The 22,200-nt window shown below is 52.5% G+C and carries 14 protein-coding genes; 5 read left to right on the top strand and 9 right to left on the bottom strand.

What is annotated here, in order from left to right; translation table 11 throughout:
• Positions 1–5 precede the first annotated feature (5 nt).
• The 3 genes from JMI88_RS34085 to JMI88_RS34075 form a co-directional block, all read right to left on the bottom strand.
• On the bottom strand, positions 6–1,133 hold the full coding sequence (locus JMI88_RS34085) for a WD40/YVTN/BNR-like repeat-containing protein (protein WP_201366495.1): 1,128 nt from the start codon (positions 1,131–1,133) through the stop codon (positions 6–8).
• 50 nt (positions 1,134–1,183) lie between these two features.
• On the bottom strand, positions 1,184–3,115 hold the full coding sequence (locus JMI88_RS34080) for a copper resistance protein CopC (RefSeq protein ID WP_201366494.1): 1,932 nt from the start codon (positions 3,113–3,115) through the stop codon (positions 1,184–1,186).
• Between the two features lie 365 nt (positions 3,116–3,480).
• Positions 3,481–4,833 carry a transposase gene (locus tag JMI88_RS34075; protein ID WP_201361374.1) on the bottom strand — a complete coding sequence of 451 codons (1,353 nt, stop codon included), beginning with the start codon at positions 4,831–4,833 and terminating at the stop codon, positions 3,481–3,483.
• 347 nt (positions 4,834–5,180) lie between these two features.
• Here JMI88_RS34075 and rnc point away from each other — a divergent pair, with 347 nt between their 5' ends.
• The 4 genes from rnc to meaB are packed head-to-tail and all read left to right on the top strand — an operon-like array spanning position 5,181 to position 8,991.
• Positions 5,181–5,921 (top strand): ribonuclease III, encoded by a 741-nt coding sequence (gene rnc / locus JMI88_RS34070; RefSeq protein WP_201366493.1) that lies wholly within the window; start codon positions 5,181–5,183, stop codon positions 5,919–5,921.
• Positions 5,905–7,599, top strand: a complete 1,695-nt coding sequence (locus JMI88_RS34065; protein ID WP_201366492.1) for an N-6 DNA methylase family protein — start codon at positions 5,905–5,907, stop codon at positions 7,597–7,599. Before rnc ends, JMI88_RS34065 begins: the two co-directional genes overlap by 17 nt.
• Complete coding sequence (locus JMI88_RS34060) at positions 7,592–8,023, top strand: cobalamin B12-binding domain-containing protein (RefSeq protein ID WP_201366491.1); 432 nt, start codon at positions 7,592–7,594, stop codon at positions 8,021–8,023. Before JMI88_RS34065 ends, JMI88_RS34060 begins: the two co-directional genes overlap by 8 nt.
• A gap of 8 nt (positions 8,024–8,031) precedes the next feature.
• Complete coding sequence (gene meaB / locus JMI88_RS34055; RefSeq protein ID WP_201366490.1) at positions 8,032–8,991, top strand: methylmalonyl Co-A mutase-associated GTPase MeaB; 960 nt, start codon at positions 8,032–8,034, stop codon at positions 8,989–8,991.
• Between the two features lie 19 nt (positions 8,992–9,010).
• On the opposite strand, the gene JMI88_RS34050 is transcribed toward meaB, so the two are convergent.
• Positions 9,011–9,850, bottom strand: a complete 840-nt coding sequence (locus JMI88_RS34050; protein WP_201366489.1) for a hypothetical protein — start codon at positions 9,848–9,850, stop codon at positions 9,011–9,013.
• A 312-nt stretch (positions 9,851–10,162) separates the two neighbouring features.
• On the opposite strand from JMI88_RS34050, the gene JMI88_RS34045 reads away from it, so the two are divergent.
• Complete coding sequence (locus JMI88_RS34045; RefSeq protein ID WP_236023187.1) at positions 10,163–11,575, top strand: DEAD/DEAH box helicase; 1,413 nt, start codon at positions 10,163–10,165, stop codon at positions 11,573–11,575.
• 13 nt (positions 11,576–11,588) lie between these two features.
• On the opposite strand, the gene JMI88_RS34040 is transcribed toward JMI88_RS34045, so the two are convergent.
• From JMI88_RS34040 to dnaK, 5 genes are all read right to left on the bottom strand, one after another.
• Positions 11,589–13,271 (bottom strand): serine/threonine protein kinase, encoded by a 1,683-nt coding sequence (locus JMI88_RS34040; protein ID WP_201366488.1) that lies wholly within the window; start codon positions 13,269–13,271, stop codon positions 11,589–11,591.
• Positions 13,272–13,305: 34 nt separating this feature from the next.
• Complete coding sequence (locus JMI88_RS34035; protein ID WP_201366487.1) at positions 13,306–15,726, bottom strand: protein kinase domain-containing protein; 2,421 nt, start codon at positions 15,724–15,726, stop codon at positions 13,306–13,308.
• Between the two features lie 26 nt (positions 15,727–15,752).
• Positions 15,753–18,254: a serine/threonine protein kinase gene (locus JMI88_RS34030; protein ID WP_201366486.1), complete on the bottom strand. Its 2,502-nt coding sequence runs from the start codon at positions 18,252–18,254 to the stop codon at positions 15,753–15,755.
• A 471-nt stretch (positions 18,255–18,725) separates the two neighbouring features.
• Positions 18,726–19,868, bottom strand: coding sequence for a molecular chaperone DnaJ (dnaJ, locus tag JMI88_RS34025; protein ID WP_201366485.1), 1,143 nt, complete (start codon positions 19,866–19,868; stop codon positions 18,726–18,728).
• Positions 19,869–20,265: 397 nt separating this feature from the next.
• Positions 20,266–22,176, bottom strand: a complete 1,911-nt coding sequence (gene dnaK / locus JMI88_RS34020) for a molecular chaperone DnaK (RefSeq protein ID WP_201366484.1) — start codon at positions 22,174–22,176, stop codon at positions 20,266–20,268.
• Positions 22,177–22,200 lie beyond the last annotated feature (24 nt).

The raw sequence follows: 22,200 nt of genomic DNA, 5'->3' as shown, positions 1-22,200 counted from the left end.
CCTCTCTATGCCTTAGGGGTCAATGACGTCCATGCTGCGTTCTGTTGATCAAACTGATAGATTTCACACGGATAGGATAGTGACAAAAAGAGGCGAGACGGCAATTGTGGATCTGGCACCAGATTCTCTAAATTGCCTTTAATTTGTGGAAGGGCTTTCCAGGCATGGCCACCATCCGTACTTTCGTAGATCATCCGACCCGTCTTACCATACACCATCTCAGGCTGTCCAGGTACGGCGGTCAGGGCACTATAACGTGCATCGGCATAGGCCAGGGAAAAACTCTTTCCACCATCTTTAGACACCAGGATGCCCTGATCGCCAGAAGCATAAATAGGCGCCTGCGAACCACTGGTAGTCATGTTATACACGGCAGAGTTGAAGCCTTTGATCGTCTCCCAATGGGCACCGCCATCGCTACTGCGGGCCGCGCCATCGTTACTATATACCAGCACCTGTCCAGGTTGGTTGGGCAAGGCCAGTATACCTAAAATGCGACCAAAGGGCAGAACTCCAGGAGAGGTAAAATGCTTGCCACCATCCTGGCTGACCACAAAGCCATTAGCCCCTTTGGTGGGCACATAGGCATAGAGCTCATTGACAGAACGATTGCCCGCCACAATAGTGTACATCTTCCCGGTATCGCTAGCTTTGGAGGCGAGTTGCCAGCTATTCCCGCCATCCGAACTGGCATACAGGCCAATAGCTCCCGTCTGGCTGCTGAGAGAGTGCTCTGCTAATAGATAGACATGCTGGCGATTAAGCTGACTGCTGGTCAGCGAAGAGGTCATCATGTCGCTGAGGCCCTGATTGGGGCCAGACCAGCTTTTGCCGGCATCAACAGAGCGGTAGAGACCGTAGTGTGTCGCGACCAGCAATACATTGTTGGGCAACGCCAGCATAGCATGCACATGGTTAGCGGCCGTACCGAAAACATTGACCTTCTGGGCCGCCGGTGTGTCTGTTTGCTGGGTGCTACCGTTTAGCGCAGAACATGCGCTCAGCAGCAGCAGGGCCAGTATACAGGCTACTTGGACAGGAAAATATAGCCAGTGCTTGATTAAACCAGGCACGTAATATGTTCGCGCTCCTATGCCATCCTGCAATGGCTCCGGAAAAATCTTTCTACTCATCCCTACATCCTCAATATCAAAGTATCGCTACTTCGTATCGCTACTCCAGTTCAAAACGGAGTAGTGATGTCGACAGTTCCACTATGCAAGGTATCCTCAGGCGTGCGTATCTCAACACGTAGCTGCCAGTGACCCCCCATATTTAAATCTCCCTGGGCACTAAAATGCCCTTTACCATCAGGTTGTAAGTTCACGGAATCAGTTCCCATATCCATATCCAGCATCGAGGTATAGACAGATACACCAACGTTGGTATCAGGCTTTCCTTTGCTATCTAGCACGCTAACCGTAAAGACATTTGTGCCAAAGCGATTGGGCGAAACGGTCAGATTGATAGTAAACTGATGATCTTTGGTAGGAAAGGTCCCGTGATACGGCTTCACTGTGGCGGTCGGCTGTGACGTCGGCTGGCTGACGGCTGGCAACAAGCTGCCTGCAAACACATTCATCAATCCTGTACATACTAGTACGGCCACACCCAGCACAGGTTCCCAGTGCAGGACCTTCGTAAGGCGTCGGGACTGCCGCTCAACGGCTCTTTCTAGCTGCTTTACCTCTGGAGCCGAAGCCAGCGGACGCTTCTCTTCGTCGTCTGCGCTTGCTTCCGTCTGGTCCACTGCCCTATCATATTGGGCGGCAACTTTCTTCAAGCGCGGCCGATATACCAGTACATGGATCGCGCTGGTGACGAGTAACGCCACTACCAGCAAGACCTTGATGGACAGGGAACGTCCGTAGGCGGTGGTGAGCAACTGAGCAAACGAATCCATATGCACGACCGCATTGAATGGACCACTGATAGCCATAATCACTACGCCCACCAGTGCTAGAGGTGAGAAGCGCCCCAGAGTTGATAGCAAAACGTATGCGCGCTCGGATAGCGCGCTACGCCGTAGTCCAGGCAGGTAGATCAACGAGAGATAGAGCATGCCTCCCACCCAGAGCGAGGCTGCCAGCAGATGCAACCAATCTCCCAGAATGGCGAACGTTTGCAGGTTCCCGCTCACGGCAGCCGCATGTCCCGAAAGGGTAACAGCTGTCAGCAAGGCCAGGCTGAGGAGCAGGTTAAGCCAGGATAATATGCTATCCATGGCCCGTGGACGCTCGCGCACCACATTGGTAAAGGCAGCTAGCACCAGAGCAATCACAACCACACCCAGGCGCAAAATCCAGAAAGACCCGAAGCGACTATGGAAGAGTAAATCCTGAAACGTTGTTGGCGCTAATGCCTGTCCCCAGTCACCATTTGAGATATCCAGCCCCTGCCCTATTAGCACACCTATATTCGCCACCAGAAGTAAGAGCAAAACAGGAAGCGCGAAGCCATGCTCAAAACGTGCTGCGGCACGTTGATCGGCGGCACGCAACTCAACATCCTCAGTATCATTGAGCTGCAGCACAAAGTTATGCCAGAGCTGGGCACCAACCCAGAACACTACACACAGATCTACTAGCGTGATCATCAAAAAGCTGATAAACGAGGTCGTATCTAACTGTCCGCTGGCAGTATTAGAAGTACCACCCAATATTCCCGTGCCGGGCGCGACTTTGCCCGTTACCTGGGGCACCGTTCCATCGGCCGCAGCCACACTAAAGCGCACTGAGCCTCTCAAGACATGCCCATCATCAGCCGATTGGGTGCGCCAGACTACGACGTAGACGCCAGGCGGCAAGTTAGCCGGCAATGAAACAATCATCTCGCGCGGATCATTGGCGGTCACTTGAGCGTCTTTAGCATCGACCCGTGTATTGGTCGCATTAACAACCTCAGCAGTACTGGAGGTGGGATTAAGGTCTTCACTGAACCACATACTGACCCGGGTCGGTGGAGTAGAGAGTACAGCATCCTTTCCAGGATCTGACCTCAGCAAGATGGCATGGGCCTCAGCAGGCAAGGCAGAGAAAAAGAGCAGGAGCACTACAAGGGGGAAAGCCAACCCAAGCATGCGTCCCATAGTACGGAAACGGCGCAAATATAACATAGAATATACCTTTATCTTATCGGGAACGAGCTCTAGAAATCCTGTTCATTGCGTACATATATCGATGAATGCACATTCTTGTGAAGCTTTGTATGCTCTTTCGTCCTCGTTTTTATTATATGCGGTAACAAAGGAGGGCATACATAATAACAATTACCTGTGATTGTTATTTCGTCGCAACGACTTTTTGGCGTTGCGCATTCTCTCTGTATTATAGCGCAATCAATTGGAGAAAGCTCATGAGGGTTTACAAGTTCACTCAAGTGCCGCCTGCGGCGGCCTTGAGTGAGGAGTGGAGTGGGGGGCACAGCCCCATAGGTGCGAACGTAAGCAGTACATGAACAATTGAATCAACGAAAGAGACCTCATAAGGATGAGAGATACAGCGTCTGGGCCAGTTGCGTGACCGTCTCTGATTCCTGATGTACGCGGTTTTGTGGATGATACATCAGCACAGGGTGCAACTGTGACAGTGACGCTCGAATCTGCGACCACGTCCAAGTGCCCACGATCATTGTGCGTAGGCTTTGAGCGAGCAGAGCACATATCGCCCAGGTACTCACTGGTCCGGCTGCGTGCTTTGTCGGCTTGCTTGGCAATGCACGACGCACTTGGCTGACTTGCTGTTCCAGTAAGATCCAGCCTACCATCATGGCAGCCAAGACCGCTTGATTGCTTTGGAAGTGTTCACTGCGCAATCGGTGCAAACGCACCAGTTGCTTGATGCGCTTGAAGAGCAGTTCTATCTGCCAGCGCGTGCGATACAGCATCAGCACCTGCTCTGCTGACCAATGATCTGCGGGCAGAGACGTGAGCACCACCAACCAATCAGCGATCTGGATCGTCAATGCCTGGTTGGTGCTCCCATTCTTGCGTGCCTTGGCCTTGCGCTTGCTGTGCGCTCGTTTGGCCGCCTCAGGGCTCAGATGAACCGCCAGCAGGCGCATAGGCTGCTGACGCTTCCGCACCTGGAACACGACGCTGGCTTCTCCCTTGCCGGTTGGCTCCAATTGGCTCAGCCAGCCAGAGAGATCAAATGGCGTCTGGCCGTCGGCCTCAAGCAACGGCATAGTGGACCAATGCAAACGGGTCACGACATCGACCCCTTCATCCAGTTGATCGAGGATCGCTTGGCGACGACAATAGGCACTGTCACCGACAAAGATGTCTCCACGATGTCCATGGAAGTGTTTGAGCCCTTCGCCTACATGGTGATCCGTCAACAGAACCTGGTCTAACCGTTTGCCAAGCAGATCATAACTGCAGTGCAAACGGCGACTTTCTCCCGAGCGTTTCCAGGTGCGGAGATGGGTGGCATCTACCAGACGGATTCGTCCGGTGAAGTCCTTGGGCAGATCCAGTACCTCCTCTGGCTGAGTGGACACCAACAGCGTTTGCACGATCGCAAGCAACCAACTGGAGGATTGACGTGTCCGTTTGGCCCACGAACGGGCTCCATTGGTACTGAGTCCCGTGCTCACTGACCAGGTTCCGACCTCACGGAAAGAACCCAGGCAAAACACATAGGCAAAAATGCCACGCAGCAAATCGGTTGGGCACCGCAATCCATTGGCGCGTGTAAAAGCGTGATGGATGAAGGCTTGCTCATTGACGTCCGGCGGTAAAAGGGCAATGATCTCTTGCCATTGGGCATCATCCATCTGGCCCAGGGATTGCTCTGTCAGACATTTTTGCGTATGATGGGGTCGGCTTGACATGGTTTTTCTCCTTCGTCACGTTTTGGTTTTTGTAACGATACCAGAGAAAGACCGTGTTTGGCCTCTTTTTTTCGTTGTTCAAGTACTATTGTGCTTACGTTCGCACCTATGGGGGCACAGCCCCCAGTCCCCCAGTCAAGGGGCTGCCGCCCCTGCACCCCGCTTCTGGCCTCCAGAGGCGAGGAAAAGGCGGAAGGGAGGGGAAGCACAGCTAAATCAGGTCCCCAGGTCAGGGGCTGCCGTCCCTGCACTCCGCTTCTGGCCTCCAGAGGCGGGAGAAGGGAGGAGGAATTAACCGAAACGATCATACTCGACGCTCTTCCTATAACTGAGATATAATAAGAAATATGAACGACGCAGATATCGTAGACAATCTTACCGCGCTGGAATTATTACTCCAGGTTACGTTCCATGATCGTACCCTTTTGCGCCGGGCGATTACACATCATTCGTGTTGCCCGGATACAGCTGTGCGCGATTCATACGATACGCTGGAATTTCTGGGTGACGCCATTATTAGCGCCCATGTGGTAGAGTACATCTATCGCACCCACCCCGATGCCTCTGAAGGAGAGATGACGGCTGTAAAATCAGAGGTGGTCAGTCGCCGTGTACTGGCGCGTGTAGGTCAACAGTTGGGGCTCTTCCCATTTATCTGCGTCGATATTGCCAACCTGCGCACATTCAATGATCGTTCCCGCGATTCTCTTTGCGCCGATGTACTGGAGGCCATTGTGGGAGCGATTCATATCGATCAGGGCACGGAGAGAGCGCGCGAGTTTGTGACGCGCACAATTTTCCCCATGATAGAGTTAGTAAGCTCCCATGCCATTGATACAAATCCCAAAGGACGCCTACAAAAAGTAATTCTGCAGCGCACGGGTCATTTACCACGTTACCGGGTGCTTGAGCAAAGTGGCCGCCACAATGACCGCGTGTTTCTGGTTGGAGTATTTGAGCAAGAGCAACTTATAGGAACGGGGAAAGCATCCAGCATTAAAGAGGCTGGACGTTTAGCCGCTCGTGAAGCCCTGCAACTGCTGCAAAAGAAAGATAAACGCTCGTCCGCCAATGACACAACAGCATGATCTTCTGCATTGGTATGAAGCCAGCTTGCCACAACGAGAGCGCAAATTGCGTGGTCATTTTTCGACACCCCCTCTGCTGGTAGAGCAGGTACTCGATGCATGTGGCTACACGCCTGATAAAGATCTTTCAGGCATACGTGTGCTGGACCCGGCCTGTGGGAGTGGTAATTTTTTAGCTGCCGCCAGCCGCCGGTTGCTCAGTTATGGGAAACAGGTCGGTCTCTCTGCACGCACTTTAGCCAGATATACCCATCACAATATCTGGGGCTTCGATCCCGATCCCATTGCCTGTATGCTGGCCGAGCTCCAGATGCATGCAACCTTTAATAGCTGCTATCCTCGTAGCCAGGCGCTGCACCGATTGCATATCCACCAGGCTGACGGCCTGGCTTTTCCCTGGCAACAATGTAAACACGTCGATCTCTTCCTGGCCAATCCACCCTATCTGGCAGCCAAGAACAACGATCTGAGTGGCTATCGCTCGACCCACCTACGTGGTCAGGTCGACAGTTATCTTCTCTTTCTCAACATGGCCTTGCAGGTAGTACGTCCTGGTGGCTGGATCGGACTGGTCTTGCCCGATCCGGTGCTGGCTCGCAGTAATGCAACGCAGGAGCGGCAACGCCTGCTGGCCGAAACAACGATCCACCATATCTGGCACCTGGCCGATGTGTTCGCGGCCTATGTCGGGGCGGTCGTGATTATCGCCCAGAAAACCCCACCGCATACCCATCATCAGATCAACTGGAGAAGGGAGCGCTGGATTGATGCAGTGCCGGCCCAGGCAGCAGACAAGGTCAGTCTACCACTACAGATGGTCACCACCGTATCGCAGGATCTGTTAAGCCAGCAACCAGGAGCAGAGCTGCGCTATCTGCTCAGCACCATCAAAGGCACCATTATTGAACGCCTACAACGTCAGCTGCATATGCAGGGTAATTCTCAGACCCCGCGTACCCTGGCTTGCCTGGGCGAATATGTCCTGATCAGGCGCGGCGAAGAACTGGGTAAGGAGAGCGCGCTCCTTAAAAGCAGCGCCCCCCAGCCCAATGAGCTTAAATGGTATCCCGTTCTGCGTGGTGGTATAGATATACACCCATATGCAATACCGACAGCGAGCTGCTGGATCGCGCGCGAACAGATCGTGAAGCCGCTGGATCGCTATCTGGCACCGAAAATCCTCCTGGTTAAAAGCGCTGGACGCCTGCAGGCCACTCTCGACACCCAGGGACATGTGGTCCTGCAGACGCTCTACATGCTGCAGTTGAGCGCCAATCCAACCAGCCAGCCAGAAACACAGGCGCTATTCAGTGCTGAGGATGAGCTTTATTTCTTGATGGCGCTCCTCAATTCCCGCATCCTGCAAGACTACCTCTATGCCCTGCACACCGCCTACAAATGGGTGCAGCCCCAAATCGAGCAACACGTCCTGGCGCAATTGCCCGTACCAGCTCAGGCGGCGTACACGGAAAAAGAACAAATCATCGACAGGGCCAAACTCTTAATGCATGCTTGCAGCAAATCATCCTCCGTTGTAGAATTGAAAGCACAAAGCTACGAGCTGTATGAAGAACAAGAGCGAGCGATTTGCGCGCTCTACGAGATAGCTCTCCAGCAGAGGCGAGTGCCCGACCCGCCTCACGACGTTGTTGACGAAGGAGTCAGTTTGTATGGTTGAGAATCAGGCAACTCGCCTAATCCGTGTTCTGGTGGCCAAACCAGGACTTGATGGGCACGATCGGGGCGCGAAAATTATCGCCCGGGCTCTGCGGGATGCAGGCATGGAAGTTATTTATACCGGTATTCGCCAGACGCCAGAAATGATCGTGGAAACCGCCATTCAAGAGGATGTAGATGCGATCTTATTGAGTATCCTATCAGGCGCCCATATGGCCCTGTTCCCCAAAATCATAGAGCTCCTCAAGCAGAATGATGTTGATGATGTATTGATCGCAGCTGGTGGTATTCTGCCTGATGAAGATATTCCTGCTATTAAAAATATGGGCATCAAAGGCTGTTTCGGACCAGGAACCTCGACAGAAGAAATTATTACTTTTGTGCGAGAAAACATCCAGGCCGAACGCCTGACCACAGAAGTATAGGAGTAGGCGTGAAAAACATCGTTGAACGCCTGCTACAAGGAGATCGTCGGGCGCTGGCGCGCATGGTCACATTGATTGAGAATGAGCTGCCCCAGGCCCATACTTACCTGGCGGAGTTGCACCAGCACAGCGGGAAAGCCCATATCGTTGGTGTTACCGGCTCACCGGGCGCTGGTAAAAGCACGCTGGTCACCCGTATGGTGCGCGAGCTGCGCCAACAGGGACGTAAAGTTGGTATCATCGCAGTCGATCCCAGCAGTCCATTTAGCGGCGGCGCCATCCTGGGCGATCGCATTCGTATGATGGAACTGGCTGGCGATCCCAACGTCTTTATTCGCAGCATGGCCAGCCGTGGACACCTGGGTGGACTGTCAACGGCAACCCGCGACGTGGTACGGGCAATGGATGCCGCCGGCTACGATCCTATCATCATTGAGACAGTCGGTACCGGCCAGGCCGAAGTCGAGATCATGCGTACAGCCCAGACAGTCCTGGTGACAATGGCACCGGGTATGGGCGATGACATTCAGGCCATTAAGGCCGGTATTCTTGAAATCGCCGATATTTTTGTGGTCAGCAAAGCCGACAAAGCGGGAGCAGATCAGACGGCGGCCGAGCTTACCATGCTTTTGAGCCTGGATCCCAATCGCCGTCATTCCGCCTGGCGTATTCCTGTGATCAAAACCTCTGCACTGAAAGAGCAAGGGATTCCCGAGCTGATAGCTGCCATTCAGAAACACCAGAACTACTTGAAGGAAAGTGGCATGCTGACCCAACGGGCACAGCGCCAGATTCATAGCGAGATCCAGAACCTGATCTTGCAATCAGTCGCTAAAACCCTGCAGGCCGCGGTAGGGAATGAGGAATGGAACAAGCTGATCGAGGACGTTACCAGGCGAGAGAGCGACCCGTATAGCGTGGCAACAGCTCTACAGGAGCGTATAGGCCTCCAACACCCCACCCCCTAGTCGTCTAAGCAAATTGGTGCTAGTTATAGAGATCTTTACTGGCACCAAACACCTCTATTTCCAGTTGATGCGCATAGACCTGCTGCTTCTCAAACCATAAAAAAGGATTTTCGCTCTCATTGATGTCGTCCAGGACATTGACACAATAGGTCAGGCTTTCATCAAATTGCGGCTCGGGCGCCAGCGTGAAGTCGCGGAAATAGAGCTCGTGCGCGAACTGCGCTCCTACATTTACCATCGCAAACAACCAGGTGCCCGGCTCAATTTGATCCCGCAATTCGGCTGGAAAGACTTCGATCGGCATACGGATACGCTGATAGCGATCCCAATAGTCGATCGATACATCAACATACTGGTCTCCAGCCACGCCCTCTACATGCTCAACGCCTACCATCACCCGGTAGGGGATACGCGAATCGGGAATATGGCCCTGCAACTCACTGACACATAAATCAAGATAATGGCGCAGCGTCGAAAAATCGAACTCACGTAAATGCAAGACTACCGGCAGTTTATCACGCCAGCGACGGATGGATGAATGCTGATCGATTTCTAGATATTGGGTCACAAGCAACGTAGGGATGCCAGCATCATAAAGGGAGGCCGCTAGTTCAGCTCCATAAAACAGTGGCGCCTGGTATGAACCCAGGCGATGCGAACAGATAGCAGCCTGCGCGTGCTCCTGGATAAAAGCCACGATTTCGGGAATAGTCTGCAACTCCTGAGGTACATGGACAGTGGAAAAGCCGGCAATTTCTGCATCCCAGTAGGGTAGAGTTACTTCGGGTCCAGAAGATGAACTATCAACAATAGCAATGGTTTTGATCTTATAGGAGAGAAATTTGCTTAAAGTTTGCATGCAGGACAACCTCCGCCACATTTCTTACCATAAAAAATATCAAAATGTATTCCACTACAGGATAATACTATATTATGTTCCTTAATTCAATAGTCTCTATCTATGTTTGTGAATAAAGTTTATTGTGGTGGCTCTTCAGTTGTTGCCAATTATGGGTTGAACAAATAGAATGTTTATAAAGGGGAGGAGCAAGAGCCAATATATTTCAATCAGGAACGAAGCAAATAGGCGCGCCTCTTGCGGGCGCTTTTTAACCTTTTCGTTTGAAAAAGAAACAATAATTACGATATGCATCAAATCAAAGCGCCTGCAATGGGCGCACCTACAGTTATTAATCAGCGCGGCCGCGATCTGGCGATTATTCCGCCACCTGAGATGGTGGCGATGGGGCGCCAGGAATTGATTGCTGCGCTGTTTGGACCATACTTGCCGCTAGAGATTACGCAGGGCATAGAATGGGATAAACGTGGACAATGTTTACGCAGCCTACCCATGCACTTGATCTCCGTCAAGCTGGCCCTGCAGCAGCAACATACGCCTTTTCGGATCGCCTTCGATGAGCGGCCAGCCTTACCATTTAAGACAACACTGGCAATGGAGGCACGACCATACCAGCAGGATGCATTGAAGGCCTGGCTGGCACAACAGCGTGGCGTAGTGGTACTGCCAACCGGGGCGGGCAAAACTTTTGTAGCCGCGATGGCCATCCATGCAACGGGCCTGTGGACGCTAGCAGTGGTGCCAACCATTGATTTGCTCCAACAGTGGCGGGCGGCACTGGCGGCGGCACTGTCCCTGCCTGCTAAAGAGATTGGCATGTTTGGTGGCGGAGAAAAAGAGCTAAAGCCCATCACGATCATTACCTATGATTCGGCGGCCTTATATCCACGAGAGCTGCGCCAGTTTGGTCTGCTGATCTTCGATGAGTGCCATCACTTGCCTGCCCCCACCTATCGTCTGATCGCTGAAAGCGCCTTTACTCCCCTACGGCTGGGACTCAGCGCCACACCAGAGCGCAGCGATATGGCGCATGTGGAACTAGAAGAACTGATCGGTCCGGAAGTCTATCGGCGCTCGCCAGCGGAATTGACCGAGGGACGCTTCCTGGCCCAATATCAGGAAAAAGTCATCGATATCGCGCTAGCCGCTGAGGATCAGGAACGCTATGCAGAGCAACGGCGCCTCTATCGCTCGTTTCTCCAGCGGCGGCGCATCGTGATCCGTAATCCAGAAGATTTTCAGCAGAAGATCATCTATATGAGCGCCCGCGATCCAGAGGCGCGCGAAGCGATGCTGGCCTGGCGAGAGGCGCGCAATATCGCCATGAATGCCCCGGCCAAGTACACGGAAATTGAACGTTTGCTGCACGAACATAGCAGCGACCAGGTCATTCTCTTTTCAGAATATAACTATGTGGTAGATGAGATCAGCCGCCGCTTCTGCATTCCCAGCATCACCTACAAAACACCAACCGAGGAGCGCCGCCTGATCCTGGAACGCTTTCGTAGTGGTGAATATACCAAGCTGGCCACAGGACGCGTCTTAAACGAAGGAGTGGATGTCCCCGATTGCCGGGTGGCCATCATTGTCAGCGGCAATAGTACCAAACGAGAATACATTCAGCGCCTGGGCCGCATTCTGCGTCCAAAAGTCGGGCAGGCACTGCTATATGAACTGGTAACCGGAGGTACTACTGAAGAACAGATGGCCAAACGCCGCCGGTAACGGCCAATCCTGGTCAGATGCATGGCGATGTATCAGCACTGGGGGGGCAGACTTTGATGTCAAAGGTTGCTTCCTTTTGTGGCGAAAGCTCAGCATAATAGAGGCGCGCGTGTATATCAATGGCCGGGACCAGGATATGAGGATTCGAGGCGTCTTCCAGCGTAATCAAAAAGAGCGCATCGGGAGTCAACAAGTTAGTCACCTTGTCATCTGACAGCAGGCCCGTATGGATCTGCTTCTGCTGCGCCTTCAACTGCCAGTGTGGAATATAGCTCTCACTAGTCGCAGCATCAATCCAGGCATAATAAACTTTGCCACCCGGTGGATTAGGAACGTTCTGCATAGTGATCTGCAACTGATTATAATGTTTGGCGCCCAAACCATGGCTAAATTGCACCTTGCCATGGGGAATAATCGGGCTAGCCGGAGGCGCAAACAGCCATAAGCGGCCAGCAATTCCCAGGACAAGCAGCAGTACAGCCAGACCAAGCATACCAGCCAGCCAGCCTGGATGTTTAAGGCGCAGCCTGGAGGGTTGTGCTGAAGATGGGGGTCCCGCTGCCTGCTGTGGCCCAGAAATCTGAGTGGGCGCCGCAGAAACGGACGCCATATCCGTCAGGCTACGAATCGCGTCGGTCTGCACCATTGATCGTGTGCCCGCCTCTTGCCTATCTATGGGATGCGCAGCCTGCGTTGACGGCGGCGTCTCGGCCGTTCGCGGCTGCGCAGCCTGCTCATTGGCCATCATCAGAGGAGGAACATAAGAAAGAGAGATCGCTGCATGCGGCGGCATGCTACGCAGATTTTGTATTAAAGGCTCAGGGGCCGGAAGCTTAAATGCCTCAGCCAGCGCTATCACCATTTCAGATGCGCTGCAAAAACGATCTTCCGGCTTCTTGGCAATACTCTTTAAAATGACCGCTGAAGTCTCCGCACTCACAGCTTTATTCAATCGTTCTGGAGGTGTAGGTGCCTGATTGACGTGTTGCATGATCACATTCAACATGCTATCCCCCCGAAAAGGCGGGATGCCCGTCAGGGTCTCATACAAGATAATTCCTAGCGAATAGAGATCGCTGCGCTTCTCTTCATACATGCCCAGAGCCTGCTCAGGAGCTACATAGAGTGGTGTCCCGACAACGCTGCCGATCACGGTGCCACCCGAGACCCCCTGGCGGCGCGCAATCCCAAAATCGGTAATAACTGGCACACCCATTGACCTCTGTTTGGTGTCCCGCTGATCCAATAAAATATTGGCAGGCTTGATATCACGATGGATCATACCTCGACCATGGGCGTAATCGATGGCCTGGGCTAGCGCCGAGAATAGATAGATAATATCCTCGGCGGGCGGAAACAAGCCAAGTTTAGAGGTAGCGACCAGGTACTGCGCCAGCGTCTGTCCCTCAACGTAATCCATGACCATATAGAGCAACGGTGGCTCACCAGGACGCTCTTCGATGGCAAAATTGTGAATATTGATAATATTTGGATGGCGCAGGGACGCAATCAACCTGGCTTCGCCCTGGAAGCGCGCGACGAAGCCAGCCGAATTACGCCAATTGGACAACAATAGCTTGATCGCCACAGTACGCTGTAAATGGGTATCCACAGCTTTCCATACCTCGCCCATGCCACCATGGGCAATGCATTCAAGCATCTGGTATTGTCCAAGGTAACGAGGCTCTATACCCATACATGCGACTCCAATTATGTTAACTCCAACTATGTTAAAGGTGCGCAGGCATCTGCTTGGTGAACGTAAAGGTAGCCAGCTGCTGGATATCTTGATGGACCTGCGTCACTCCTGGATGTACCTGGTTGGTCACTGGATCCAGCTTGCCGATATACGCGTACGTTGTCAGAGTCACCATATCATCCAGCGTACGACCTGCATCCTCCTGCTTTAGTTGATCTGGCGTGCTATTAAAGAGCTTGACCGCATCCTGCCGCACCGTTCTAAGCCAGGAGTTGACATTCTGCAACGCCTCAACAATATGGGCGGCCCGCTGACGCGTCTCTGGCGTAATGTCACTGGCTTTAGCCACCTGGGCCACGTGAAACTGCGTATGATCCGTATAGCCCAGCGGATTGATCTTGTTAAAATCCCCTCCTTGATGGGCGGGATCAACAGTTAGTAGTCCCACGGTAGCAGCGACCGAATCAGCCATCACCGGCGTGTTAGTCGGCATATCTACATGCACATTCTTCAAGCCATCCAGGTAATCTAATTGACTGATAAACTGGTTACGCATCAAACCAATTTCAGAGCTATTGGTTTGCGCTCCATGCCAGTTATCGCGCGCGCTCACCGACCACTCCAGCAGCTTTTCGGTGTTTTTAAACAGCCAGTTATCTAACCCTCCTGGCAGGCCAAGGACGCTAATATCTACCTCGTTATAGAACAGATGCCGAATATGGATCAACGCGCTGAACGCGGCCGCATCTTGCGCGATCGGCTTCTGTGGCAAAGCTGCATAATATTTCCATTTAGCAGAATCATTCGATGGAGCCGCATTGGCACTACTGGCATCTTCCTCGGTAATCAACAAACGGCTGGTAGCGGACAAAAGATTATCATGCCGGGCATTACCCGGATAGAGATAGTGGATATGCCCGTTCTGTACCGGCAGGCTCTTTGTCAATAACAGTGGTGGCTTGATTGGTAAGGGTCCGGTCAAATCATCCCGTCGCAAAGGATCTATGTCGCCCAACAACCAGGCATGATAACTCTTGCCCTCCTGTGGAGGCGGCACATTCTGCAGATCAATTTGTAGTTGGTCCGCAATCCCCTGGGAGCTATTCATAGATGTCAGCCCACTACTGACATAGAAAGCATGTCCACCTGGCTGGGCCGACAAAGCTGCATACGATGGCCAGATAAAGAAGGCAGACAGCCCTCCAATAATCAACAGCACAAGCAATACAACGGTGCCGATCACGTATTTAGTGGGCACGCGCCGCCGGTCACCAGATGGTCGATTACCATTATGCACAAAGGCGGGAGTATTGGCGCCAACGCCTGGCGTGCGGGAAGGAGGCGCCGGAGCACCTGGAGCCGACCGGGGAGTGGCCGCGACGGTCATCGGTTCAGAGACACCGGCATTGCCGCTGGAAGACGCTGGTTCCCTGTTGGGAGCAGAAACCCGCGTCTGCTCACCAGTGGCCGAGGTCGCAAAGTGCATCGAGTCTGATGGATGGGAAACGGGTTTGGTGTAATCTAATACCTCGATACTTGTCGGTTGTCCCAGGATTTCGGGCACAGGGGTATCCAGCGCCCGGGCAATGGCAACCGTCATTTCTGATGCGCTGGCATAGCGCTCATCGGGATTCTTGGCAATGCTACGCTTGATCACCTGCACCAGGGCTGGTGGAATGTTTGGATTAATCATGGTCGGAGAGATCGGCGTTGCATGGACATGCTGCATAATCACTTCCACAGGGGTATCACCACGGAATGGAAGCACGCCGGTCACCAGCTCATACAGGATAATACCCAGCGAATAGAGATCGCTTCGTTCATCGCCTTGCATACCTTTGGCCTGCTCTGGCGATATATAGAGCGGCGTCCCCAGCTGTACACCGCTCTGGGTGTTGGTCAGAGAACTGAGCAGCTTGGCCACGCCAAAATCGGTCAGGATCGGCTCTCCCATTGGATTGCGTGCGGTGTTGCGCTTATCCAACAAAATATTGGCGGGCTTGATATCGCGGTGAATCATCCCCTTACTATGGGCATAATCAATCGCCAGGCTGATCGAAGTAAAGAGATTCACAATCCTGGCAGGCGCGGGTACTTTGCCGACACTGGATGTCTCATAGATGTACTCAGCCAGCGTCTGGCCCTCAACATAATCCATCACCATGTAAGCCAGCGGAAAATATGTTGAGGCCTCCGTTGTGGAGGGCTGATAAATTTGAAAATCATGGATCTGCACGATATTAGGATGATGCAGAGCAGCAATCAGCTGAGCCTCGCGCTGGAAGCGGGCGATAAAATGTGGATCCTCGCGCAAATTGGGGTGCAGCATCTTGATCGCCACATAGCGCTGTAGCTGGGTATCCAACGCCTTCCAGACCTCTGCCACGCCCCCGTGGCCCAGACGTTCAATGAGTTCGTATTTATCCAGACGCTGAGGAAGAGCACTATTCATGAATATATCCTCTCTCTGTACTGCGACTAAACGCAGGGCCTGGTAATCTCATTATCGTTACATGCTACAATGTCAAAAGTTGCCAGACGTTGGGCTTTGTAGTGAATCTGTGAAACGCCTTCTTTCACCTGGTTAGTGGCTGAATCGGTCTCCCCCACAAAGGCATTATTAGCCAGTTTAAACATATGGTTGAGTGTCGCCAGTGTACTCGCCTGGCGCAACTGCGCAGGGTTCATATGGATAAGCTGCGCCGCATCATCATGCACGCCCAGATACCATGCCTGGACATTGTTGATTGCCCGATTGATCTCTGTAGCTAGCTGCTTCTGTGATACGTTCACATTGGGCGAATTCGTAATTTCGCGCAAATGGTTGCCGATATGCTTTAAGTAACCGGGAGGCTCCTGGCTCTGACTCACCTCCAGTAGAGCTACGCGCGCGATTTTGGGATCCACCAGTACCGGCGCGAGGGTGGATGGAATATTCTCGGTCTGCACATACTGCGTCCCATCCAGATAATCCAGAATACGCACAGCCTGCCGCTGTATCAGGCCGGTGTCGCCACTGTTATAGGCATCGCGAGCGCTACCTGACCATTCCAGCACTTTCAAGCTATTGCGGAAAAGCCAGATATCCAGGCCACCTGTAAGTCCTACTTTAGCCAGTTTGGGATCTTGTGCCAGCAGGTGCCGCAAATGATCCAACAGGCTAAAATGATTCTGCGTATCCTCGGGACTGGGCACGCGCGAGAAAACGGCCCCATAGCGCCATGTCGAGGTATCCAGCGAGGGATTAGTTGGCGGTGCGACCGCATCTTCTTCCGTTACCAGAAAACGGCTATAGCGCGATAAGAGATTGTCGTTCTGGGGACTATTGTACGCATTAGAGACATGTCCATTGAGAAGCGAGAGTGTACCGAGCGCAAGGGGAGGTGCCGCGATACTCGTATCCGTATCCCCCAACAGCCAGGCATAGTAGCTCTTACCAGGCGCGGGTGCTGGAATATTAGTTAGATCTATCTGTAACCCGTCGACGATGCCCTTTGGATTATTGGGGTCCAGCAAACCGCTACTCACAAAGAAGGCATGCCCGGAAAGCGAGGGTGCCGCGATACCATAATGCTGAGAGGTAAAAAAGGCAGCCAGGCCTGCGGCAATCACTGCCAGGCATAGCAAGGCTGAGACGACAATAGTTAGCCTTTTCCCACGTGAAGTACGCCAGAAACCAGCTCCGCGCGCAGGAAGATGCGGTGGACCCGGCGGCAATGCAGGTGGCGCAGCCTGCACAGGCGTGTTACCATGCGATTCAGGCCGCAGCCTCTGGGTCTCCATCGCCGAAAGCAGATCTGAAGCTGAGCGCGGTGAATGCGCCACAGCATCAGTATGTGAAGGCGTATGGCTGCCATCGGGAGTCAGAGCATTGACGGAGGAGGTCGGTGCCGACGGTAGCGCAGTGGGAACATCGGCAATATGATATGTGCCAGCTACATTTTCGCGCGTCTCCGCGTCCGACACAGTAGGCTCAGGTAACCTTTCAGAGCGCTGAGGACTCAAATAGGTCTCATCAATCTTTACCTGTGCTGGTGTAAACCAGGGCGTCAAACGATTTCCACTACTGCCTGCATCTGATTGTCCCATACGCGTCATACTCGGAGTAGTTGCAACCCTCGAGAGGGCAGCCGTCAAAGCAGCGCCAGTTGGGAAACGGGCCGAGGGATCTTTAGCCAGGCAGCGCAAAATGATCGCGGTCATACCAGGCACAATTTGAGGATTAATCAAAGCGGGCGACATTGGCGCGGCATGAATATGTTGCAGCAGCATATCTGAAGTGGTATCACCCTGGAATGGCAATGTCCCCGTGCAGAGCTCATAAAGTATCACGCCGAGCGTATAGATATCGCTGCGGGTATTGACCATTTGCCCCTGCGCAACTTCAGGTGAAATATAGGCTGCATCCTCTACAGGAAGTGTAAGCGGCGATTGCATATTATGCATACCGAAGCCAACCAATTTTGTCTCCCCCTGGGACTCCTCTGGCGCCTCTGGCCGCGTAAACAAAATATGGGTCGGCTTCAAACGACTATGAATGATGCCATGCTGATGAGCGTAATCCAGGGCGGAGCTTGCCGGCGCCAGGATACGATAAATATCGGTCAAAGCAGGAAAATCGCCAACCCGAGATGTGGCATCGATATAATTGGCCAGCGACATCCCATCGATATATTCCCTGACAATATATGCGTGGCTTTGCGCAGCGCCATCCATTGTTTCAAACTGCTCGGAGGAAGTAAAAGCCTGCACCTCGTAAATCTTCGCGATACTGGGATGATTAAGCGCGGTAAGATTTTTAGTCTCATACAGAAAACGCGATATTAACGCGGTTGCATTAGTTTCCTGCAAATGCAAAATGGTGATCTCTACCTGGCGTTGATGTTGTTGATCCCGGGCTTTCCAAGATTCATGATAACGCGTGCCACTCAGCCTTTGCTGTAGCTCGTACGGACCAAGATGGCGTTGATTTGTACTCATGGAGACCCTCACTCAATGCTAAAAAAGCTGCTACCCTGAGGCGATGCCTCTCACCATATACAATGCAACCAGAAGCAAATGGATATGTTCTGCTTTTATGAGCACAATAAAAGCGTGACACCAGGGCACAATCAGATCATAAGTAATTATTCACTATAGAGCACCCTATGTCAATGAACCATTTCACAGTTCATATATTGTCAGTGTACCTTTCCTTTCTTTATACTACCCACTATACAGCCAGCTTGCTAAAGTTTCCAGTAGGTTCGAGGCTTGCCTTCGATTGCCGCCCCTCTGCTCCATCCTACGCCACATGTCTTCGTGCGTGAAGGGATAAATCGGCCGCAAGGGCCGAACCTACGGGTATCGGTTTTCGAACGTGAATATACACAAAGAGGGACAGGTAACCATTGTCTGTTTGGTTACCTGCCCCTCGAAGGTTGGATTGGTTGGATATAACCGTTTCCGGGCCTATTGAAAAACGTCTTTCGTTTTCTCAAATAGGTCGCGGAAGATGTTTTTATTATTCTGTTCGTTCTGTTCGTGTTCGATACGGGCAAACTCTTCAAGCAGCTGGCGCTGCTCTGCTGTCAGATTGGTCGGAGTAACAACCTTTACGATGACGTGCTGATCGCCACGCGCGCTGCTATGCACAACAGGTACACCCATGCCTTTGAGACGGAACGAACGATTGCTCTGCGTACCAGCAGGAATCTTCAGCATGGTTGACTTGCCATCCACCGTTGGCACCTCTACTTCATCGCCCAGGGCTGCCTGTGTAAAACTGATCGGCAGTTCATAAATGATATCATTCCCCTGGCGTTTGAAGAACTCGTGCGGTTTCACAGTCAAGACCACATACAGGTTACCGGGTGTACCGCCACGAGCGCTCACCTCACCCTCACCAGTTACACGTACATTAATTCCATCATCCACACCGGCAGGGATATTCACCACGACACGGCGATTGTTACGCACACGACCCTGGCCACGGCACTTCTCACAAGGAGTGGTAATGATGCGGCCCTCGCCACGACAACGCTCACACATCGTCACATTCACAAACTGACCAAAAATCGACTGCTGCACCCGGCGAATCTCACCAGAGCCCTGACAGGAAGGACAGCGCTGGGTTGAGGTCCCAGGCTGAGCGCCATTACCACGACAGGTCGAACAGGTTTCCCAGCGAGGTAGTTCAATCTCTTTTTGACATCCAAAAACAGCTTCTTCAAAAGAAATGGTCAATTCATAACGTAAATCTGCGCCACGCTGTGGCCCAGAGCGTCGCTGACCACCCGTAGAGCCTGCAAAGAAGGTTTCAAAGATATCATTAAGATTGCTAAAACCACCGAAATTATCGAAGCCCGCAGCACCACCAGCGCCACTACCCACGCCAGCATGCCCATAACGATCATAAGCGGTACGCTTCTGCTGGTCGCTTAGAACCTCATACGCCTCATTGATCTCGATAAAGCGGGCTTCCGCTCCCTGCTCTTTATTTGCATCAGGGTGATATTGCTTGGCAAGACGGCGAAACGCTTTTTTGATCTCGTCGTCTGATGCGCTGCGCGATACCCCCAGCACCTCATAATAATCTCTTTTGTTTGCGGCCATCTGCTGGTCCTTTACCCTTAGAAACAGGGCGCGAACGTATCCGCGCTACTGGATGAAAACACTTTTCTACTGCATAAGAATATACTTTATTGACAGCTTTTCAGGTGCCAACGCACCTGGCATGCGAAACACTTTTCGCATTCTTTTGCATACATTCTGGCAATGTTTAAGGATACCTCATGGCCCGAAAGATACGCAATATGCATAGCCCAAGTAGGAGTAATTGGAGGAATATGCTTAGTACTTAGACTATAGTTTGTAGCTTCCAATGACATGTCCCTAAGCCAAAAACAGGGATATGAGAGGGTAACAGATCTGTTACCCTCTCATAATAGAGGAGACGCTATAGAGATGTTGATACAACGTCTTACAGACAACTATCTCCCCCTTTAATCGATTACATTTCCTTGTATTCGCCTTCGATGGTGTCATCGTTAGGGCGTTGCTGGCCCTCATCAGCGCCTGGCTGGGCATCGGCATATTCCTCACCGGCGCCACCAGGTTGACCCTGACCATACATTGACTGGCTAATTTTGAAGAATGCCTGCTCCAGAGCTTCGCGGGAAGCTTTAATGCGCTCGACATCGTCGGTCGACAGGGCGGTGCGTACGTCGGCGATTTTGCCTTCGAGCTCGCTCTTCTGCTCAGCCGAGATCTTATCGCCAATTTCAGAGAGGCTCTTCTCCGAGCGATAGGCCGCGCTATCAGCCAGGTTACGCTCTTCGACCTCTTCTTTACGGCGCTTATCTTCAGCCGAGTGGGACTCTGCGTCGCGCACCATTTTGTCGATCTGATCTTTCGACAGACCGCTAGATGGCATAATAGTGATCTTCTGCTCACGGCCAGTGCCTTTATCGCGGGCCGAGACGTTTACAATACCATTGGCATCGATATCGAAGATAACCTCGATCTGTGGCACACCGCGTGGTGCTGGTGGAATACCGTCCAGAATGAAGCTACCCAGTGAACGGTTGTCTTTGGCGAACTCACGCTCACCCTGTAGAACATTGATTTCTACGCTGGGCTGGCTATCGCTGGCAGTCGAGAAGACCTGGCTCTTCTGGGTTGGGATGGTGGTGTTGCGCTCAATCAAGCGGGTGAAGACACCACCCAGGGTCTCAATACCCAGGGACAGAGGTGTAACGTCGAGCAAGAGGACATCTTTGACGTCGCCGGTCAAGACACCAGCCTGAATGGCGGCACCGATGGCAACAACCTCGTCGGGGTTTACACCACGATTGGGCTCGCGATCAAAGATGCGGCGCACCAGAGTCTGCACGGCTGGCATACGTGTCTGACCACCAACCAGTACCACCTCATTGATATCACCAGGGCGCACACCGGCATCCGAAAGAGCTTTGGTCACAGGGACGCGGGATTTCTCAACCAGGTCCTCAACCAACTGCTCCAATTTGGAGCGGGACAGTGTCATCGCCAGGTGCTTTGGGCCACTGGCATCGGCGGTAATGAAAGGCAGGTTGACCTCGGTCTGCATCGAGCTAGATAGCTCTTTCTTTGCTTTCTCAGCAGCCTCTTTCAAACGCTGGAGAGCCATGCGGTCCTGGCGCAGGTCAATACCCTGCTCCTTGCGGAACTCATCGGCCAGCCAGGTGATAATGCGCTGGTCGAAGTCATCACCACCCAGGTGTGTATCACCATTGGTGCTCTTCACTTCGAAGACGCCATCGCCCAGTTCCAGAATAGAGATATCGAAGGTACCACCACCAAGGTCATAGACCGCGATGCGCTCGTCTTTCTTCTTATCCAGGCCATAAGCCAGTGAAGCAGCTGTTGGCTCGTTGATGATACGCATCACTTCCAGGCCAGCAATCTTACCAGCATCTCTGGTCGCCTGACGCTGAGCATCGTTAAAGTAAGCCGGAACAGTAATTACAGCCTGTGTCACACGCTCACCCAGATAGGCTTCCGCGTCATTTTTCAACTTCTGCAAGATCATTGCGGAGATTTCTGGAGGGCTATACTGCTTACCCTGTACTTCAACCCAGGCGTCACCATTAGCAGAGCGAACCACCTTATAAGGCATCAGACGTTTGTCGCGATCAACTTCTGGATCCTCAAATTTGCGACCCATGAAGCGCTTAATCGAATAAACGGTATGCTCTGGATTTGTGATAGCCTGACGTTTTGCAACTTCACCAACCAGGCGCTCGCCATTTTTATTGATAGCCACAATAGACGGCGTGGTACGTGCACCTTCTGCGTTGGGAATAACAACCGGTTCGCCACCTTCCATCACAGCCACACAAGAGTTTGTTGTTCCGAGATCGATTCCAATAACCTTTGGCACAGTTGCCTCCTAAAATCTAAAATC

Source organism: Dictyobacter formicarum, assembly GCF_016587435.1.
The sequence above is the reverse complement of the archived record's forward strand: the minus strand, read 5'-3'. Positions and strand labels throughout refer to the sequence as shown.

Coding starts and splice junctions, on each gene's coding strand:
- JMI88_RS34085 (WP_201366495.1), bottom strand. CDS start 1,133: ATGAGTAGAAAGATTTTTCCGGAGCCATTGCAGGATGGCATAGGAGCG.
- JMI88_RS34080 (WP_201366494.1), bottom strand. CDS start 3,115: ATGTTATATTTGCGCCGTTTCCGTACTATGGGACGCATGCTTGGGTTG.
- JMI88_RS34075 (WP_201361374.1), bottom strand. CDS start 4,833: ATGTCAAGCCGACCCCATCATACGCAAAAATGTCTGACAGAGCAATCC.
- rnc (WP_201366493.1), top strand. CDS start 5,181: ATGAACGACGCAGATATCGTAGACAATCTTACCGCGCTGGAATTATTA.
- JMI88_RS34065 (WP_201366492.1), top strand. CDS start 5,905: ATGACACAACAGCATGATCTTCTGCATTGGTATGAAGCCAGCTTGCCA.
- JMI88_RS34060 (WP_201366491.1), top strand. CDS start 7,592: ATGGTTGAGAATCAGGCAACTCGCCTAATCCGTGTTCTGGTGGCCAAA.
- JMI88_RS34050 (WP_201366489.1), bottom strand. CDS start 9,850: ATGCAAACTTTAAGCAAATTTCTCTCCTATAAGATCAAAACCATTGCT.
- JMI88_RS34045 (WP_236023187.1), top strand. CDS start 10,163: ATGGGCGCACCTACAGTTATTAATCAGCGCGGCCGCGATCTGGCGATT.
- JMI88_RS34040 (WP_201366488.1), bottom strand. CDS start 13,271: ATGGGTATAGAGCCTCGTTACCTTGGACAATACCAGATGCTTGAATGC.
- JMI88_RS34035 (WP_201366487.1), bottom strand. CDS start 15,726: ATGAATAGTGCTCTTCCTCAGCGTCTGGATAAATACGAACTCATTGAA.
- JMI88_RS34030 (WP_201366486.1), bottom strand. CDS start 18,254: ATGAGTACAAATCAACGCCATCTTGGTCCGTACGAGCTACAGCAAAGG.
- dnaJ (WP_201366485.1), bottom strand. CDS start 19,868: ATGGCCGCAAACAAAAGAGATTATTATGAGGTGCTGGGGGTATCGCGC.